The following is a 17,047-nucleotide window of genomic DNA, read 5'->3' as shown; positions in this document are numbered from 1 at the left end:
AACCGCATGTTCGAACGCTTTCAGGCATTCTTCCAGAAGCTCACCGCCGACCACCCGAAAAAAGGTTTCGCCCCCGATGATCCACGCATCGCGGTGGCAGCGCTCTGCATGCAGGTCATGGAGGCCGACGGTCAGATCAAGGCCAGCGAGAAGAAGCGGCTGCGCAAGCTCCTGAAGGAGCAATATGCGCTCGACGGCAAGCAGCTCGATGCCCTGATGGCCGCCGGCCTCGAGGCCGAAAGCACCGCCGTCGATTATTACCGCTTCACCGCCGACCTCAAGCGCCATCTCAACACCGAGCAGCGGCTGGAGCTGATCGGCATTCTCTGGGACATCGTCTATGCCGATGGCGAACGCAGCGAAATGGAGGACCATGTGATCTGGCGGATCGCCGATCTGCTCGGCGTCTCCTCGCGCGAGCGCATCCAGAAGCGGCAAGAGGCCGCCGCCAGGGTGACGGATGTTCGGGTTGCGCAAGATGACAGCGACTGAGCAAAAGCCGAACCGCGACGGGCGCCCGATCCTCGTCGTCCTGCATCAGGAACGGTCGAGCCCCGGCCGTGTCGGCCAATTGCTCGTCGAAAAGGGCTACCGCCTCGATATCCGCCGCCCGGTTCTCGGCGAGCCGCTGCCGACGACGCTCGAAGAGCATGCCGGCGCCGTCGTCTTCGGCGGGCCGATGAGTGCCAATGATCCCGAGGACTTCGTCAAGAAGGAGATCGGCTGGATCGATGTGCCGCTACGGGAAAAACGCCCCTATCTCGGCATCTGCCTCGGCGCGCAGATGCTGGTGCGTCACCTCGGCGGCAAGGTGCAGCCGAATGCCGACGGCTCGACGGAGATCGGATGGTATCCATTAAGGCCGACAGAGCGGGGCCGTCTGCTGATGCATTGGCCGAAGATGGTCTATCATTTCCACCGCGAAGGCTTCGAGCTGCCGCACGGCGCCGAGCTGCTCGCTGAAGGCGATGCCTACCCGAACCAGGCCTTCCGCTATGACGGCAACGCCTGGGGCCTGCAGTTTCATGCCGAACTGACCCGGGTGATGATGCATCGCTGGGTGGTGCACGGCGCGCATCGCTTCATCCTGCCGAATGCCCAGCAGGGCCGCGAACACCTCGAAGGCCGCATGCTGTTCGACGCGCCACTGAAAGCCTGGCTGACCGAATTCCTCGATATCGTTTTCGAAGGCAAGACGGCGAAAGCCGCCTCTCCGATCACGCTTCCCGCATAAGGCGCCGTTCGGCAGGAGCCTCTATGTGCTGGGCGCGTCGAGCGTATCGATCTGCCGCAATTTCGGGAAACTCGAAGCCCAGATCGCCGCCACGGCAAGCGTTCCGATCCCGCCGATAACGACCGCCGGCACCGCACCGAAGATCGATGCCATCGTGCCCGCCCTGAACTCCCCGAGTTCGTTCGAAGCGCCGACGAACACCATGTTGACCGCATTGACGCGGCCGCGCAGATGATCCGGCGTCCAGAGCGCGATCAGGCTCTCGCGCACATAGACCGACACCATGTCGGCCGCCCCCATCAGGGCGAGTGCGGCGATCGAGACTTCGGTGTTGGTCGAGATGCCGAAGACGATCGTTCCCAGACCGAACAGGGCAACGCCTGTGAACATGTAGATGCCGGCGCGGTGCTTCAGCGGATAGGCGGCGAGGAAGATCGCCATGACGATGGCGCCGAGCCCCGGTGCGGCGCGCAGCAGGCCGAGCCCCCAGGGGCCGAGCGTCAGGATATCGCGGGCGAAGATCGGCATCAGTGCCGTCGCGCCGCCGAGCAGCACGGCGAAGAGATCGAGCGAGATCGCCCCGAGCACTACTCTTTCGGCGCGGATGAAACTGAAGCCGCCGAGGATCATCGCCCAGCTCTTGGCCTCGCCCGTCGTCTTCTGCTCCGGTTTCGGGATCATGTAGAGAAGAGCCGCGCCGAGCACGGAAAAGATCACCGCCACCGTATAGGCGGTCGTCGCGCTGACGCCATAGAGCAGACCGCCGATCACCGGCCCGGTGATCGCGGCGAGCTGCCAGGACGACGAATTCCAGGCGATCGCATTGGAAAGATCCTGCTCCGGCACCAGATTGGGTGCCAGCGACTGCACCGCCGGCGACATGAAGGCGCGCTCGATGCCGAAGATCAGAAGCACGGCGAAAACCGGCAGCGGCGTGAAGGTCCCCATGACAGTCATGACCAGCAGCGCCAGCGTGCAGAGCGCGCTGACCAGCGAGCAGAGTGCTGCGATCGCCCGGCGATTGTACCGGTCGGCCACCGAACCGGTGACGAGCATGAGCAGCAGCGACGGCAGGAACTGCACGAGACCGATCAGGCCGAGATAGATCGCCTTGCCCGTTTGGTCGTACATCTGCCAGCCGACGGCGACGCTGACGATCTGCTGCGAAAAGGACAGCAGGAAGCGCGCAAAAAAGAACCGTGTGTAGGACGAATGCCGGAACGCGGCAAAACGGTCTCCGGTGGGCGAAAACGACATCGGGTGTTTTCCGAGGAGACGGGCGCCGGAAGTGCTGCAAGGCCGCCCGTTAAACATGATTCACCGCGCGTTCCCACACGGCACTTGCTCGTTTAGTCGCCAATGTCTACATGTCTGTCAACAACGAATTGGAGAAGACGATGTTTGCGCTGTTTCAAACCATTGATTTGGCTTTGAATATTTACACCTGGATCCTGATTGCCAGTGCCATTTTTTCCTGGCTCTATGCCTTTAACGTCATCAACTCCAGCAATCAGTTCGTCAATTCGGTCGGCACGTTCCTCTATAACGTCACCGAACCGGTGCTGAAGCCGATCCGTAGCCGGTTGCCGAACCTTGGCGGTATCGACATTTCGCCGATTATTCTGCTGCTGATTATCTTCTTCCTGCGCACCTTGCTTTGGACAACGCTGTATCCGCTGGTCGCTTGAGCCGTCCCTGGAAGCAATTCGACGATCATCTCCGCCTCGCCGTCCGGCTGACGCCGAATGGCGGGCGTGACGCGATCGACGGCATCGAGGCCGACGGCGAGGGCGAGACTTTCCTGAAGGCGCGCGTCACCTCGGTCCCCGAAAAGGGCAAGGCCAACAAGGCTCTGATCCTTCTGGTCGCCCAATCGCTGCGCATCCCCAGATCCAGCATCAGCCTCGTCGCCGGCGACACCGCGCGCAAAAAAATCCTCCGGATCGACGGCGACCCGGAGGATTTGGCAAAAAAGCTCGAAACGCTTTTGGGCTGAATAATCAGTCTTTCGTCTTCTTGGCGCGCTCGACGGCTTCGAGGATAAGCTGGCCGGCTTCCTTGGAATCGCCCCAGCCGAAGATCTTCACCCACTTGCCAGGCTCCAGATCCTTGTAGTGCTCGAAAAAGTGCTCGATCTGCTTCAGCGTGATCTCGGGAAGATCGGTATAGTCCTTCACCTTCTCGTAGCGCAGCGTCAGCTTCGGCGACGGCACGGCGATGATCTTCTCGTCCTTGCCGGAATTGTCTTCCATCTTCAGGACGCCGATCGGGCGCACATTGATGACGCAGCCCGGAACCAGCGGACGGGTGCTGGCGATCAGCACGTCGATCGGGTCGCCGTCCTCAGACAGCGTGTGCGGCACGAAACCGTAATTGCCCGGATAGGTCATGGGCGTATAGAGGAAACGATCGACGACCAGCGTGCCGGCTTCCTTGTCCATTTCATACTTGATGGGGTGGCCGCCGACCGGAACCTCGACGATAACGTTGACGTCCTCAGGTGGATTATTACCGATGGAAATGGCGTCGATGCGCATAGGAACTCCCGCGAGGTTGAATTGCTCGCAGCCAGATAATCAGTTTCATGTGGCAACGCAACATTTGAGATCACCAATGCGTGATGGCACCGGCGCAAACAGGTCGAAACTTTCAACGAGGAATAGGCGATCGCCGGCCAGGCCGGTCAGTTCCAGATGAAGCCGATCTTCTTCAGCTGCTTGTGGTCGAAATTTTCCATGCCTTCGCAGAAATCGACACCGCCGTGATGGCGATAGAAGCGGCCGGCGGTCTCGTTTTCCTCGAGGCACCAGACGACCAGCCCGTTGCAGCCGAGCGACTTCAGCAGCCGGCGCGCCTCGCCGAACAGCATCCGGCCGAGACCGATGCCTTGATATTCCGGCCGAAGATAGAGCTCGTAGATTTCGCCTTCCTGCGGAAGCGCGCGGGCGCGGTTGAGGCCGAGCGTGGCGTAGCCGGCAACCGTTCCGGCGACATCGAGAACCAGGAGCGTCGCCGGTCCGCGCGTAGCCTTGCGCCACCAGTTTTCACCGCGCCGCTCGATCATCTGCGTCAAGGCGCGATGCGGAATGATGCCTGCATATGTGTGCTGCCAGGCAAGCCTGTGCGTTTCCGATATGGCTCGGGCATCGTGCGGTTCGGCCCGCCGAACATCGATCGACAACGTCTTCATAACGTTTACTCTGGTCCCGCCACGGGCAATTAACCATATGCGGCCAGCGCATCGTGATCGATTGCCCACAGACTTGATATGTGGACGACAGATAAAATTTAACGCTTTTTTAACGATTGTCACAAGTCGGAATCAGCGCAGCGCACAATAAAAAACCCCGGCACCAAGGCCGGGGTCTCAAAGCATATTTCGAAAGCTTTTAGAGAGCCGCTTTCGACTTCTCGAAACGCTTGCGATCGTTTGCGTCGAGATACATCTTGCGCAGACGAATATTCTTCGGCGTCACTTCCATCAGTTCGTCTTCCTGGATCCAGGAAAGAGCACGATCGAGCGTCATGCGGATCGGCGGCGTCAGCTTGACGGCTTCGTCCTTGCCCGCGGCGCGGATGTTGGTGAGCTGCTTGCCCTTCAGGACGTTCACTTCAAGGTCGTTGTCGCGGGTATGGATGCCGATGATCATGCCGGCATAGACCTTTTCGCCCGGCTCGATGATCATCGGGCCGCGATCTTCCAGGTTGAACATCGCATAGGCGACGGCTTCGCCGGCAGCATTGGCAAGCAGCACGCCGTTGACGCGGCCGCCGATCACACCCTTATAGGGCTGGTAGTCGTGGAACAGGCGGTTCATGATCGCCGTGCCGCGGGTATCCGTCAGCAACTCCGACTGGTAGCCGATCAGGCCACGGGTCGGTGCGTAGAAACGCAGGCGAAGACGGTTGCCGCCCGACGGACGCAGCTCGACCATTTCGGCCTTGCGCTCGGACATCTTCTGCACGACGACACCGGAATGTTCTTCGTCGACGTCGACGACGACTTCCTCGATCGGCTCCAGAAGCTGACCGCTTTCATCCTTGTGCATGACAACGCGCGGACGCGACACGGCAAGCTCGAAGCCTTCGCGACGCATGGTTTCGATGAGAACGGCGAGCTGAAGTTCGCCGCGGCCAGAGACGTAGAACGAATCCTTGCCTTCGGCTTCTTCGATCTTCAGGGCGACGTTGCCTTCCGCTTCCTTGAAGAGACGGTCGCGGATGACGCGCGAGGTCACCTTGTCGCCTTCTGTGCCCGCCAGCGGGCTGTCGTTGACGATGAAGGACATGGTAACCGTCGGCGGGTCGATCGGCTGGGCCTTCATGGCTTCCGAGACGGAAGGATCGCAGAAGGTGTCGGCAACGGTCCCCTTGGAGAGGCCGGCGATCGCGACGATGTCGCCCGCATGGGCTTCGTCGATCGCCGTGCGCTCGATGCCGCGGAAGGCGAGGATTTTGGAGATTCGGCCGGTTTCGATCAGCTTGCCGTCCTGGCCGAGAACCTTGACGGCCTGGTTCGGCTTGATCGAGCCCGATGCGATGCGGCCGGTGATGATGCGGCCGAGGAAGGGGTTGGCTTCGAGGATCGTGCCGATCATCCGGAACGGGCCCTCTTCGACGGTCGGCTCCGGAACATGCTTGAGCACCAGGTCGAGAAGCGGCGCAAGGCCCTCATCCTTCGGTCCCTCAGGATTGACGTTCATCCAGCCGTCGCGACCGGAACCGTAGAGGATCGGGAAATCCAGCTGCTCGTCGGTCGCGTCGAGATTGGCGAAAAGATCGAAGACTTCGTTGATGACTTCTTCGTGGCGGCCGTCCGGACGGTCGATCTTGTTGATCGCGACGATCGGGCGAAGGCCGACCTTCAGCGCCTTGCCGACGACAAACTTCGTCTGCGGCATCGGGCCTTCGGAGGCATCGACGAGAACGATCGCGCCATCCACCATCGAGAGAATACGCTCGACCTCACCGCCGAAGTCGGCGTGGCCGGGGGTATCGACGATGTTGATGCGGACACCCTTCCACTCGACCGAGGTCGCCTTGGCGAGAATGGTGATGCCGCGTTCTTTTTCGAGATCGTTCGAGTCCATCACGCGTTCGGCTACGCGCTGATTTTCGCGGAACGAGCCGGACTGCTTGAGAAGCTCATCCACCAGGGTCGTCTTGCCATGGTCAACGTGCGCGATGATCGCGATATTGCGAAGTGCCATATGTGAAATCTCTGAGGCTGCGGCGCACGCTCTTGAGGACGCGCCTATTGGTTTGGGGCGTCCATACAGTTTTTTTTGCGTTTGCGAAAGAGGGGAACGCGCAAAAGCTGCGGCATGGCTGCCGCCATGCCGCATCGAAGCGTGTCATCAAATTGTCTTAGGCGTCGCTGCCTGTCAATTCCTCGAAGGTCGAAAGTCCCTTTTTGACCAGCATCGCATCCGGGCTCGGCAGCTTGCCGCGGAAGGCCTTATAGGCATCCTCAGGATCGACCGAGCCGCCGACGGAATAGATGTTTTCCCTCAGTTTGCGCGCCATCTCGCCGTTGAAGGCGTCTCCCGTCTCCTCGAAGGCGGCAAAGGCGTCGGCATCGAGCACCTCCGACCACATGTAGGAGTAATAACCGGCCGAATAGCCGCCGGAAAAGATGTGCTGGAAGTGCGGCGTCGCATGGCGCATGACGATCGATTTCGGCATGCCGATCTCGGCCAGCACCTCCGCCTGCACCGCCATCGGGTCGGCGACCGTCTTCCGCGTGTGAAATGCCATATCGACAAGCGCCGACGAGGTGAACTCGACGGTGTTGAAGCCGGCATTGAATGTGCGCGCCGCCAGCACCTTGTCGAGCAGCGCCTGCGGCATCGGCGCGCCGGTTTCGACATGCACGGCATAGCGCTTCAGAATATCGGGCACCGTCAGCCAGTGCTCGTAGAGCTGCGACGGCAGCTCGACGAAATCGCGCGAAACGCCGGTGCCGGAGACGGAAGGGTAGGTGACGTTGGAAAGCATCCCGTGCAGCGCGTGGCCGAATTCGTGGAACAGCGTGCGGGCATCGTCGAGCGACAGCAGCGCCGGCTTGCCCTCGGCCGGTTTGGCGAAGTTGCAGATATTGTAGATGATCGGCAGCTCGCCATGGCGGCCGTTCTTCAGTTCGAGCTTGTGCTGCGATTGCAGCGAACTCATCCAGGCGCCGGATCGTTTCGAGCCGCGGGCGAAATAATCGCCGAGGAACAGCGCGACCAGCCGGTCTTCGCGGTCTCTGATTTCAAAGACCCGGACATCCGGGTGATAGGCGGCCACGCCCTTCTTCTCGACGGCGCGGATACCGAACAGCCGCCCGGCCACGTCGAAGCAGGCCTCGATGATCTTCTCCAGCTGCAGATAGGGCTTGAGCTCGGCCTCGGAGAAATCGAACTTCTGCGCCCGGATCTTTTCGGCGTAGTGGCGCCAGTCCCAGGGCATCACCTCGTGGTTACGCCCCTCCTCGGCGATCAGCGCTGATATATCGGCCTCCTCCTCGCCGGCGCGTTTCACCGCCCGCGCCCAGACGGCCTTGAGCAGGTCGTTCACCGCCTCCGCGGTCTTCGCCATCGTGTTGTCGAGCTTCAGCTCGGCGAAATTGCCGTAACCGAGCAGGCTCGCCACCTGATGGCGCAGCGCCAATGTCTGGCCGATGACGGCGCGATTGTCCGTCTCGCCGTCATTTTCGCCGCGCGCCACCCACGCCTTGAAAGCCTGCTCGCGCAGATCGCGGCGCTCCGAAAAGGTCAGGAACGGCTCGATGATCGAGCGCGATAGCGTCACCGCATATTTGCCCTCGTCGCCGCGTTCGCGCGCCGCCGCCGCCATTGCGTCGCGCAGAAATTCCGGCAGCCCGTCGAGCTCGGCTCCGTCGGAAAGCGTAAGCGCCCAGGCCTTCTCGTCGGCCAGCACGTTCTGGCCGAATTGCGTGGCGAGGCCGGCAAGCTTTTCATTGATCTCGGCGAGCTTCTCCTGCTCGGCCTTCCCGAGCTTGGCGCCCGATTTGACGAAGCCTTTCCAGTGGCGCTCCAGCACGCGTGTCTGTTCGAGCGTCAGGCCGAGGCTCTTGCGCCTCTCCCAAAGCGTGTCGATGCGGGCAAAAAGCGCGGCATTCATGCCGATCTTCGAATAATGGCGCGACATTTTCGGCGAGATTTCCCGCTCCAGCGCCTGGATCACATCATTGGTATGCGCGCCGGCCTTGTTCCAGAACAGCGCCGAAACGCGCGACAGCGCATCGCCGGCAATCTCCAGCGCCGTCACCGTATTGTCGAATGTCGGCGCCTCACTGTTTCCGGCGATCTCGTCGATCTCCCTTTCATGGGCGGCCAGCGCCGCTTCGAAGGCAGCGGCAAAATCGCCGTCATCGAGAGCATCGAAACGCGGCAGGCCGTGAAGACCGTCCCAGTTGACCAGCGCCGGATTGAAATCACGGGGAGAAGACATCGGAGAAATTCCTTTTTGGCATGCAGGTGGATCGTCAATATAGGAGAGCCGCCCTGGAATTGGTATGTTGCAGGCAAGCGCCTTTCGCCCCACCCGCCAAATCTGGTGGACAAAAATTGACGCGCGAGAATTAACCATTTGTTAACGATTGACGCGAATCACGCGCAAGCGCTAGTTTCCCCATATTCTTCCTGTAAGGGGACATGCGCCATGGAAATTTTTTCTGTGCGGTCTTCTCAGAGTTTGCTATTTAAAAACAATCCTAATAACGCAAAAACTTCGAAGACCTCTGATATTGAAATCGAGACCAGAGCTCCGGCCCCGGCCTCGTTCCAGATCGAAGACAATAGTGGCGAAGGACCGGATTTCACCGCGGTTAGCCCTGGTGAATTGCGCAATTACGCGCGCCAGAGTTTCGACAGCGGCCTGATCGATCAGAGCACCTACGCTGCGATCTCCGAGCCGCTGCCGATGCACGCGATCGATCCGCTCGGCAACGTCATCGATCTCTCCAGCGTCACCGACGGCACCAGCTTCAATTTTCTCGATTATTACAAAAATCAGCTGCAGATCGCCACGTCGATCGGCGATCCCGATGAGGTCCAGACGCTGAAATCGATCGTCAATTTCCTGGATAGCTAGCTACATCAAGCCTTGCGCCAGCCGATGAGACCGGGCGTTGCGTGCCAGAGTGCCTGAGCGGCAAACCCCATGAAGAGGACACCGGAGCAGCGCACGATCAGCCGCTCATGCGCGCGATAGAAGCGGCGAACCGCGCCGGCGCCGATGACGCCGATCAGGATGATGTCGGCCGTCACGAAACCGACGAAGGATACGCAGAGAAGCATCGGCAACGCCTCGAAATCAAGCGCCCCGGCCGAGCCCGCGACCAGTGCGGTGAAGGTGGCGAGCGCCACCGGATAGCCCTTCGGATTGGTGACGCCGAAGATCAGCCCGCGGCGAAACGGCCGCTCGACCACCATGAGAGCCTGTCCCGCCGCTTTCGGCTTGGCATTGACCGCACTCCAGCCGATCCAGGCGAGATAGAAACCGCAGGCGAGGCCGAGCAGATCGAAGACGAAGGTCCCGATCGTCTTCGCGCCGACGATCGCGATCAGCGCCAGCGACGACCAGATGAGATCCCCGACCAGATGCCCCATCATGAAGAAAGCGCCGGCCTTGCGGCCCTGCCCGGCACCGATGCCGAGCAGCTGCAGGAAGGCGGGTCCGGGAATGAGCACATAGAAGAGCGCCGCCAGAAAGGCGCCGAAGACCAGGGACTGCGTCATGGACATACTCCGGAGGATGATTTGGCAGACTAAGCGATGGCAGGCACCCGTCAAGGGCTGCGGGAAAACAGGTCTCATTCGCCCTTATATAGAATGGCCTCTAATGGTGCGTGCGATCGATCGCCGGTACGGTGAACTTCACGACCTCTCCGCCCAGCACTTCGTGTTCCGGCGTGGCGATTTCAATGAGCACCTTGTGTTCGCCAGTCGGCAGGCCGGTCAGGACGATAGCCCCGGTACCGCCGGCATCGGCCCAGCGCCAAGGCAGGTCGTCAATGCTGACATGAAGGTGACCGGCCCTCGGCGAGACGTCGCTGGCGCTGGCGCCGAAGATTGGCAGGATGCGGAAGTTTTCGGTTCGATAGGGAATGATCGCCACCGCTCTCTTCGCGAGCGGTCCCGGAAGCGGCTGATCCACGAAGAGTTTGGGTGCAGGCTCGTTCTGGATGGGAAGAAACTGCGTGGCTGCTTGATGCGGCGTTTGCGCATGGATGGGTGTGCCGGCGGCAAGCAGTGAAACTGCCGTTGCGAGGGCTCTTGCGATCGTGGTCATGACAAAATCCTTTGGTAGCCGCGCCGGAGATCATCGACAGATGTCGGGACGCCGGCGCGATGTTGGGTTGGAGGGCTCTTCGGAGCCCGATCAAGCGACGTTGAGTTCGACGGCAATGTTGCCGCGGGTGGCCTTGGAATAAGGGCAGAGCTGGTGAGCACGCTCGACCAGGGAGCTGGCGAGATCCGCCTCGATGCCCGGCAGCTTCGCATTCAGCCGCGCCTGCAGCACATAGCCGTCATCGCTCGAGACCAGGTCGATCTCGGCAGCGATGGCGGCGTCGGCGGGCACACGGAGCTGGCGCTCGGCAGCGGCTCTTCCGATCGCGCCGAGGAAACAGGCGGACCAGCCCGCAGCGAAGAGCTGCTCGGGATTGGTGCCCGGACCCGAGGAACCGGGCGGGGACAGTTTCACATCGAGACGCCCATCGGAACTGCGAGACGCGCCGTCCCGGCCGCCGATGGTGTTGGTGGTGCCAGTGTAGATCACTGTCGACATTCAGATATTCCTTGTTGGTCTGGTGGGCGCCGCCCTGGATCAAGGTTTGGGCTGCGATGACGGGAAGATGAGCTCCGCAAGTCCGGTCCGGTAGCGAGCAGAAACGAGAGCGAGCCTCTCGTTTTCGATCAGCCGCGCTTCAGGCAGCGAGAAGCGGGATTGCTGTGACGATGTCGAAAAGCAGCGTGGTGTGTCCTCATATCCGCGGCGCGCCAGGCGATCGGGGGAGACAAGGTCTAACGGTTCCCCGGCCGTTGGGAACTTGCAGAATTCAAGAGGCTGCCTCTCGGCTTCTCTCGCTACCGCCGGTGCCGGAATTGCGCGATCTTCAAAGCGCTAACCCGGGATCGCAACCGTTGAAGCGATCCCGCTTTCACATCCAGCCGGGAGACCGACATGAACACGGATTTCAAACGCAAGATCGTCTTCGCTCTATCGATGGGCATCGTAACGACAGGGCTGATCTCTTTTACACTGCTCACGCTCAATCTGGGCTTCTCGAAGGGCTTCGCCCTGACATGGCTCCGCTCGTGGAGCATTGCCTATCTCATCGTCATCCCCGCCATCCTGCTGATCGGCCCTCGTCTTCAGGCACAGATCGACCGCGTCGTTCGTTGACGCGGAAGACAATTGAGGAAATGCGAGCTTCATTCGGGTGAAGGCACATCGCCATAGTCGCTGCAAACCGCGCGAAGCCGGGGGAGCGCCCAATCGATGAAGGCCCGTACCTTGAGGGCGAGCAAGCCCTGACGCGAATAGACGATGTTGACCGGCTTGGGCCCGCCGTCATAGTTCTTCAAGATCTGCACCAGCGCGCCCGAGGATACTTCCTCCGGAACTTGATAGTCGAAGAGGCGGGCAATCCCGGCCCCGCCGAGCGCGGCGGCGACGCAATTGGCCGCCGTGTTCACCTCGATCCGGCTCCGCGGCAGGATTTCGACGGGCTTCCCGTCGACCTCGAAACTCCAAAAGAACGACCGCTTGTGGAACATGATCCCATCGTGATTGAAAAGCTCGTTGGGATGTTGCGGAACGCCATGCCGTTCCAGATAGGCCGGGCTTGCGCAGGTCAACAGACGGAACTCGCCGGCCTTGACGGCGTAGAGCGAGCTGTCTTCCAACTCACCCAGTCGGATGGCGACATCGACCTGCTCATTGACCAGATGAACAGAGCGGTCGAGTGAAAGAACGTTCAATATCACCTGCGGATGCTCGTTCATGAAGTCGAGTGCAATCGGCAGTACATACCGGTGACCAAACTCGATCGGCATCGTAATGGTCAGCAGTCCCCGCGGCGTCTGATACTCCCCTGACGCCCTGCGTTCGACCTCCTCCAGATCGGCGATAATCTTGCGCGCCGCGTCGACATAGTCGCGGCCGGCATCGGTGAGCTGCAGGTTGCGGCTTGTTCGGATGATGAGGTTTGTGCCGAGATATCGCTCCAGATCGGCAACCTTGCGGCTGACGCTCGGCAGCGGTGCGTTGAGCTTCCGACTGCCCGCCGACAAGCTTCCGGCATCAACCACCGCAAGCAGAACCCGCATTGCATCAAGCCGATCCATAGTGCCCCGATAGTTGGAAGCCTCTCTGTTCAGGATAGGAGAAATCGGTTCTGCTGGATAGGCGGTTCCGCCGTTCACCTCGGGCCTCGACGACGCAGATCGCCTGACGATCCGATGACGATCCCAGGCGCATCGAGAGGGTGGCTCTCATTTTCACTGGGTACCGGCCCAGGCCCGCAGCCGGTAAATTTTCACCCATTCGATCAAGTGTCTCGCCCGATTGCCTATCGAAGCTGCCGGGCGTCACGACGATCAAAGGTCCACTGACGCAACGTCAAAAGGGTGAACATTATGGACAGACTCTTCTATGTCGGCGTGTCGGCCGCACTCTTTGCGGCCTTTGCCTTCTCGCTCAACTTTATCGTGCCATTCACCATCGGCGACTATTCCACCTTTGATTTTGCTCTCATCCGTCATGTCGTCTCGGCTCTCGTCGGGTTTTACATTCTGTTTTCGCGGAAGGGTGCAATGCGCCATCTCACGCTTCGGAACTGTTTGCAGGCCATCTGGCTCGCCTTCGTCGGATATGTCGGCTACTTCCTGACGGTGACCGGAGCGGCCGTCTTTGCCGGCCCCGTCATCGCTCCGGCCTTTCTCGGTCTGGTGCCGATCGTATTGATGGTCATTGGCAATCAGCGTCAGGGATCATTGCCGTGGCGATCCCTTATGATGCCCTTGGCGCTGGTGCTGGTCGGCCTTATCCTCGTTAACGGCACGGCATTCACGGCTGAGGGATTGAACTCCGTCGAATCCCTGTGGGTTGGCGTGCCGCTGGCGCTGGCTGCCGTGGGGCTTTGGGTCTGGTTCGCTCTCGCCAATCAGGCTGCACTCGCTGCACGACCAGAAATGCCCTCCGGTGTGTGGTCGGCGCTGATGTTGGTCGGAGGCGGCGTCTTGATGCTGGGCTTCTATCCCTTCGGCGCCGCGATGGACCTGTTCCAGCTTCCGGCATTGGGATTTGGCTGGAGTGCCGCAGGCAGCTTATATATTTGGGGTGGATCTTTCGCGCTGCTGGCAACCGTCGGCGGCGTCTGGGCCTGGAACATTGCATCACGGAGCCTGCCCGTTGCCCTGGCCGCGCAATTGATCGTTTCGGAAACAGCCTTCGGTGTCATCGGAGGACTGGTCGTGCATGCTCGCTGGCCGACCCCGATCGAAGTCGCTGGGGTCGTCGTCCTGATCGCCGGCGTTGTTCTGTCAGTGCGGATTTTCTACGATCGCCAATTTGCATCGGGAAAAATGTCGCTTGCGCACGAGTGACCTCCCGGGCGCAGGGCCACGTTCAGCGCATCGCGCTCCGGCAAGACGAGGAAACCGATACGCTCAAATTCTTCGATCGAATACAGCGACCGGCGTCTTCAGCCGATAGAGCGTCGTCGGTCGCCGGGCCCGCTCGGTCTGTCGTTTTTCGCCCTCGACCACCTCCAGCAGATCCAGATCGTTGATCTTGCGGCGAAAGGCGCTCTGGTCCAGCCGCTCGCCCATCACCGTTTCATAGATTGCCTGCAGTTCCGACATCGTGAAGACCTCGGGAAGCAGCCTTGCCGGAATGGTCGAATAGGCGCCCTTGCCGCGCAGCCGCGCCAGCGCGGCGGTGACGATCTCATGATGGTCGAAGGGCAGTTCGCCTGTGGCCTCGACAGGGCGCAATTCCAGCAGGCCGGCGCCGCCCTCCAATGCTCCCTGCGGGACCAGCGCAAAATAGGCGATCGACACCGACCAGTCGCGGGGATCGCGCCGCGCCGAAGCGAAGGTCGCAAGCTGTTCGAAGAAGATACCCTCGAGCCCTGCCTTGGCTTTGAGGATGCGCCGCACTGCCGCCGCCGCATCGGCGTCCTCGTCCGTGTGCAGATAGCCGCCGATCAGCGCCGCAACGCCGGCAAACGGCTCGGCGGACCGTTCCAGCAAGGCCACGCATAGTCGTCCTTCGTGCAGCGTCAGCAAGACGATGTCGACCGTCACGATCGGCCGTGCGAATTCAGCCTCTGCCATTGGCATCTTCCTGGTGAGTGTTCTGGGCTCTCATAACGGCCCATCATAAAAATGACAATTTGCAAATAGCAACTTGCAAAGTGCAAGTTGCAAGTCTATATGATGGATAACGAAGGCAGCGGGCGGGACGCCCGGGCCTGATCGCCAAGGCAACAAGCAAAGGAGTGATGCTATGGGTATGGGACGTTTCAGCACAGCCGACTGGGCGGCCTACAATGCACGCCATGTGGATGGCCGCAGCCGGTCGGAAGTATTCGGCGCCACCGGCATCGATCCCCGGTTCGATCCGGCGCGCTTTGCCACCCGCGAGAGCCGCGACAGCGCCTACAATCCGCAGTCGACGCCGATTATCCTCGCCTCGGATGTGACCGGCTCGATGGGCATGATCGCCCACGAGCTGATGCGCGGCGGGCTCATCACCCTGACATCGGAAATCTATGACCGCCGGCCGGTATCCGATCCGCATATCATGGTGGCGGCGATCGGAGATGCGTATACCGATACCGCACCGCTGCAGGCCACCCAGTTCGAGGCCGACATCTCGCTTGCCAGCCAGATCCGCGCCTTGTGGCTGGAAGGCAATGGCGGCGGCAATGACGGCGAGAGCTACAGCGCCGCCCACCTTCTGGCAGCCCTCAAAACGTCGACCGATGCGTTCGAAAGGCGCGGCCGCAAAGGCTATCTCTTCACCATCGGCGACGAGCCGGTTCACAACGGCCTGACCGCCGGCCAGATCGCCCGGATCTTCGGCATCGAACCGCCGCGCGGTCTGAGCGCCCGGGAATGCCTTGCGATGGCGCAGAGATCCTATGAGGTCTTCCACATCGTCATCCGCGAGGGTTATGCAGCCGCGCGGCTCGACCGGGTGCTGGCGAGCTGGCAGCCGTTGCTGCCGGGCCGGACCTTCGTGCTCGATGATCACAGGCGCATCGCCGAACTGGTGGTGTCGATCATCGAGATCACCGAGGGCCGGGATGCCGGCGAGGTGGCCGCCAGCTGGCCGGGTGCGGCGGCTGCGGTCGTCGCCAAGGCGATCGGCGAACGCCCGAAGCGGCGCCTGCTGCCATTCTTCTGATCCGGCTTCCCCGGGAAAGGTGCGAGGCGCCTTTCCCGGGGAGTTAAAGACAACAAGCTGGAGCGGTTCTGAGCTTCCATAAGCAGCGGAACCGCTCCGCCCCTACCCTCCAGAACAAAATCCCGGGCGCCATCGCCCGGAGCCATTTGAGGAGCAGAGAAATGAGCACTCGAGCACAGGCCGTGATCGGCGCGCTTTATGGCGACGAAGGCAAGGGGCTGATGGTCGATCGCCTTGCCGCAGCCGCGCCGGGGGCCGTGGTGGTTCGCAGCAATGGCGGCGCTCAGGCCGGCCACACCGTGGTCGATCCCGCCGGATGCCGTCATGTCTTCCACCATATCGGCTCGGGCAGCTTTGCCGGGGCCGCCACGCATTTCAGCCGCTTTTTCGTCGCCCATCCGATGCTGCTGCTCGACGAACTGGCCGATCTCGGCCAGTTCGGTGTGAATCCCGAGATCAGCAGCGACCCGCGGGCGCCGGTCACCACGCCCTTCGACGTCATCATCAACCAGGCCTTGGAGCTGGCGCGTGGCGCTGCCCGTCACGGCAGCTGCGGCCTCGGCTTCGGCGAGACCATCGAGCGCAATCTGCGCCCGGAATTCGCCCTCTCGACCAAGGATCTGTTCCGCCCCGATCTGCACGCCCGCCTTGTTTCGATCCGCGACGCCTGGTTGCCTCTCCGGCTGGCCGCGCTCGGCATCACCGCCTTGCCCACGGAACTGGCTGCCGCCCTGGCCGACGACACCACCATCGCCCGCTTCGAGGCAGATTGCGCCGCCTATCTCGACCGCGTCACGCTCTGGCCCGACCGGCGGCTGTACGAACGCGGCACCGTCATCTTCGAAGCCGCACAGGGTCTGGAGCTTGATCAGGACCGCGGCGTGTTTCCCCACGTCACCCGTTCCAATACCGGGCTCGCGAACATGCTGGCGATCTCAGCCGAGGCCGGCATCACAGAGCTGGACGCGACATATGCGACACGCTGCTACACCACCCGGCACGGCGCAGGGCCCCTCAAGGGCGAAGTTGCCGCACTCCCCGGCGTCACTGTCGTCGACCCCACCAACGCGCCGAACGAATGGCAGGGGCGCCTGAGGCTCGCCCCGCTCGATCTCGGCCTGTTGCGTGAAGCCATCACCCGCGATCTGACGTTGGACCGCAACGATATCACGGTGAGAGCCGGACTGGCGGTGACCTGCCTCGATCAGGCCGAGGATGGTTTTGCGGTGACGGATTGCGAAGAGCTGATACGGCTTGACCCTGCCAAAGCGGCGTCCGAGATAGCCGATCTGGTCGGCCTACCGCTCTGGGCCGAAAGCTGGGGGCCGCGTCGCGGTGACGTCAGGCTGTGTGTGGACGCAGCCGCCGCGTGAATCACCGGCAATAAAA

General features: G+C 61.5%; 19 protein-coding genes. 9 read left to right on the top strand and 10 right to left on the bottom strand.

Annotated elements, in window-relative coordinates; genetic code table 11:
- The first annotated feature begins 6 nt into the window (after window positions 1-6).
- Complete coding sequence (locus tag QMO80_RS14450) at window positions 7-492, top strand: TerB family tellurite resistance protein (protein ID WP_003589787.1); 486 nt, start codon at window positions 7-9, stop codon at window positions 490-492.
- Window positions 461-1,234: a glutamine amidotransferase gene (locus QMO80_RS14445; protein WP_049733428.1), complete on the top strand. Its 774-nt coding sequence runs from the start codon at window positions 461-463 to the stop codon at window positions 1,232-1,234. Before QMO80_RS14450 ends, QMO80_RS14445 begins: the two co-directional genes overlap by 32 nt.
- A 21-nt stretch (window positions 1,235-1,255) precedes the next feature.
- Here QMO80_RS14445 and QMO80_RS14440 read toward each other — a convergent pair whose 3' ends face one another.
- Window positions 1,256-2,491 carry an MFS transporter gene (locus QMO80_RS14440; protein ID WP_283197187.1) on the bottom strand — a complete coding sequence of 412 codons (1,236 nt, stop codon included), beginning with the start codon at window positions 2,489-2,491 and terminating at the stop codon, window positions 1,256-1,258.
- Between the two features lie 140 nt (window positions 2,492-2,631).
- Between QMO80_RS14440 and QMO80_RS14435 the strand changes: the two genes are divergently transcribed.
- Window positions 2,632-2,922, top strand: a complete 291-nt coding sequence (locus QMO80_RS14435; protein ID WP_003543619.1) for a YggT family protein — start codon at window positions 2,632-2,634, stop codon at window positions 2,920-2,922.
- Complete coding sequence (locus QMO80_RS14430) at window positions 2,919-3,230, top strand: DUF167 domain-containing protein (RefSeq protein ID WP_283197186.1); 312 nt, start codon at window positions 2,919-2,921, stop codon at window positions 3,228-3,230. Before QMO80_RS14435 ends, QMO80_RS14430 begins: the two co-directional genes overlap by 4 nt.
- A 4-nt stretch (window positions 3,231-3,234) precedes the next feature.
- Here the strand turns inward: QMO80_RS14430 and ppa are convergent, their stop codons facing one another.
- The 4 genes from ppa to QMO80_RS14410 form a co-directional block, all read right to left on the bottom strand.
- Complete coding sequence (ppa, locus tag QMO80_RS14425; RefSeq protein ID WP_283197185.1) at window positions 3,235-3,771, bottom strand: inorganic diphosphatase; 537 nt, start codon at window positions 3,769-3,771, stop codon at window positions 3,235-3,237.
- A gap of 146 nt (window positions 3,772-3,917) precedes the next feature.
- Window positions 3,918-4,424, bottom strand: a complete 507-nt coding sequence (locus QMO80_RS14420; protein WP_003582861.1) for a GNAT family N-acetyltransferase — start codon at window positions 4,422-4,424, stop codon at window positions 3,918-3,920.
- 199 nt (window positions 4,425-4,623) lie between these two features.
- Complete coding sequence (typA, locus tag QMO80_RS14415) at window positions 4,624-6,444, bottom strand: translational GTPase TypA (protein ID WP_283197184.1); 1,821 nt, start codon at window positions 6,442-6,444, stop codon at window positions 4,624-4,626.
- Between the two features lie 157 nt (window positions 6,445-6,601).
- Entirely contained in the window at window positions 6,602-8,689 is a 2,088-nt protein-coding gene (locus QMO80_RS14410; RefSeq protein ID WP_283197183.1) for a M3 family metallopeptidase, read from the bottom strand.
- Between the two features lie 210 nt (window positions 8,690-8,899).
- Here QMO80_RS14410 and QMO80_RS14405 point away from each other — a divergent pair, with 210 nt between their 5' ends.
- Window positions 8,900-9,331, top strand: coding sequence for a hypothetical protein (locus QMO80_RS14405; RefSeq protein WP_283197182.1), 432 nt, complete (start codon window positions 8,900-8,902; stop codon window positions 9,329-9,331).
- 5 nt (window positions 9,332-9,336) lie between these two features.
- On the opposite strand, the gene QMO80_RS14400 is transcribed toward QMO80_RS14405, so the two are convergent.
- The 3 genes from QMO80_RS14400 to QMO80_RS14390 form a co-directional block, all read right to left on the bottom strand.
- Entirely contained in the window at window positions 9,337-9,978 is a 642-nt protein-coding gene (locus tag QMO80_RS14400; RefSeq protein WP_283197181.1) for a LysE family translocator, read from the bottom strand.
- Window positions 9,979-10,078: 100 nt separating this feature from the next.
- Window positions 10,079-10,531: a DUF6130 family protein gene (locus tag QMO80_RS14395; RefSeq protein ID WP_283197180.1), complete on the bottom strand. Its 453-nt coding sequence runs from the start codon at window positions 10,529-10,531 to the stop codon at window positions 10,079-10,081.
- A gap of 90 nt (window positions 10,532-10,621) precedes the next feature.
- Window positions 10,622-11,029: an organic hydroperoxide resistance protein gene (locus QMO80_RS14390; protein WP_283197179.1), complete on the bottom strand. Its 408-nt coding sequence runs from the start codon at window positions 11,027-11,029 to the stop codon at window positions 10,622-10,624.
- Window positions 11,030-11,425: 396 nt separating this feature from the next.
- Between QMO80_RS14390 and QMO80_RS14385 the strand changes: the two genes are divergently transcribed.
- On the top strand, window positions 11,426-11,647 hold the full coding sequence (locus QMO80_RS14385) for a DUF2798 domain-containing protein (RefSeq protein ID WP_283197178.1): 222 nt from the start codon (window positions 11,426-11,428) through the stop codon (window positions 11,645-11,647).
- A gap of 29 nt (window positions 11,648-11,676) precedes the next feature.
- On the opposite strand, the gene QMO80_RS14380 is transcribed toward QMO80_RS14385, so the two are convergent.
- Window positions 11,677-12,591 (bottom strand): LysR family transcriptional regulator, encoded by a 915-nt coding sequence (locus QMO80_RS14380; protein WP_283200188.1) that lies wholly within the window; start codon window positions 12,589-12,591, stop codon window positions 11,677-11,679.
- Between the two features lie 291 nt (window positions 12,592-12,882).
- On the opposite strand from QMO80_RS14380, the gene QMO80_RS14375 reads away from it, so the two are divergent.
- Window positions 12,883-13,851, top strand: a complete 969-nt coding sequence (locus tag QMO80_RS14375; protein WP_283197177.1) for a DMT family transporter — start codon at window positions 12,883-12,885, stop codon at window positions 13,849-13,851.
- Window positions 13,852-13,914: 63 nt separating this feature from the next.
- On the opposite strand, the gene QMO80_RS14370 is transcribed toward QMO80_RS14375, so the two are convergent.
- The gene (locus tag QMO80_RS14370) at window positions 13,915-14,583 is read right to left on the bottom strand and encodes an NUDIX hydrolase (protein WP_283197176.1); all 669 of its coding nucleotides are present in this window, start codon (window positions 14,581-14,583) and stop codon (window positions 13,915-13,917) included.
- Between the two features lie 172 nt (window positions 14,584-14,755).
- Between QMO80_RS14370 and QMO80_RS14365 the strand changes: the two genes are divergently transcribed.
- A complete protein-coding gene (locus QMO80_RS14365; RefSeq protein WP_283197175.1) occupies window positions 14,756-15,658 on the top strand; it encodes a hypothetical protein in 903 nt (300 codons plus the stop codon).
- Between the two features lie 161 nt (window positions 15,659-15,819).
- Entirely contained in the window at window positions 15,820-17,031 is a 1,212-nt protein-coding gene (locus QMO80_RS14360; RefSeq protein WP_283197174.1) for an adenylosuccinate synthetase, read from the top strand.
- The last annotated feature ends 16 nt before the right edge of the window (window positions 17,032-17,047 follow it).

The organism is Rhizobium sp. BT03, assembly GCF_030053155.1.
Taxonomy (GTDB): domain Bacteria; phylum Pseudomonadota; class Alphaproteobacteria; order Rhizobiales; family Rhizobiaceae; genus Rhizobium.
Note: the sequence above shows the minus strand (reverse complement) of the source record. Positions and strands in the feature narration are given on the sequence as shown.

Bases quoted from the DNA above. Each gene is read 5' to 3' on its own strand.
- QMO80_RS14440 (WP_283197187.1), bottom strand. From the start codon at position 2,491: ATGTCGTTTTCGCCCACCGGAGACCGTTTTGCCGCGTTCCGGCATTCG.
- QMO80_RS14420 (WP_003582861.1), bottom strand. From the start codon at position 4,424: ATGAAGACGTTGTCGATCGATGTTCGGCGGGCCGAACCGCACGATGCC.
- QMO80_RS14385 (WP_283197178.1), top strand. From the start codon at position 11,426: ATGAACACGGATTTCAAACGCAAGATCGTCTTCGCTCTATCGATGGGC.
- typA (WP_283197184.1), bottom strand. From the start codon at position 6,444: ATGGCACTTCGCAATATCGCGATCATCGCGCACGTTGACCATGGCAAG.
- QMO80_RS14360 (WP_283197174.1), top strand. From the start codon at position 15,820: ATGAGCACTCGAGCACAGGCCGTGATCGGCGCGCTTTATGGCGACGAA.
- QMO80_RS14400 (WP_283197181.1), bottom strand. From the start codon at position 9,978: ATGACGCAGTCCCTGGTCTTCGGCGCCTTTCTGGCGGCGCTCTTCTAT.
- ppa (WP_283197185.1), bottom strand. From the start codon at position 3,771: ATGCGCATCGACGCCATTTCCATCGGTAATAATCCACCTGAGGACGTC.
- QMO80_RS14380 (WP_283200188.1), bottom strand. From the start codon at position 12,591: ATGGATCGGCTTGATGCAATGCGGGTTCTGCTTGCGGTGGTTGATGCC.
- QMO80_RS14375 (WP_283197177.1), top strand. From the start codon at position 12,883: ATGGACAGACTCTTCTATGTCGGCGTGTCGGCCGCACTCTTTGCGGCC.
- QMO80_RS14405 (WP_283197182.1), top strand. From the start codon at position 8,900: ATGGAAATTTTTTCTGTGCGGTCTTCTCAGAGTTTGCTATTTAAAAAC.
- QMO80_RS14435 (WP_003543619.1), top strand. From the start codon at position 2,632: ATGTTTGCGCTGTTTCAAACCATTGATTTGGCTTTGAATATTTACACC.
- QMO80_RS14370 (WP_283197176.1), bottom strand. From the start codon at position 14,583: ATGGCAGAGGCTGAATTCGCACGGCCGATCGTGACGGTCGACATCGTC.
- QMO80_RS14450 (WP_003589787.1), top strand. From the start codon at position 7: ATGTTCGAACGCTTTCAGGCATTCTTCCAGAAGCTCACCGCCGACCAC.
- QMO80_RS14365 (WP_283197175.1), top strand. From the start codon at position 14,756: ATGGGTATGGGACGTTTCAGCACAGCCGACTGGGCGGCCTACAATGCA.
- QMO80_RS14445 (WP_049733428.1), top strand. From the start codon at position 461: ATGTTCGGGTTGCGCAAGATGACAGCGACTGAGCAAAAGCCGAACCGC.
- QMO80_RS14390 (WP_283197179.1), bottom strand. From the start codon at position 11,029: ATGTCGACAGTGATCTACACTGGCACCACCAACACCATCGGCGGCCGG.
- QMO80_RS14410 (WP_283197183.1), bottom strand. From the start codon at position 8,689: ATGTCTTCTCCCCGTGATTTCAATCCGGCGCTGGTCAACTGGGACGGT.
- QMO80_RS14395 (WP_283197180.1), bottom strand. From the start codon at position 10,531: ATGACCACGATCGCAAGAGCCCTCGCAACGGCAGTTTCACTGCTTGCC.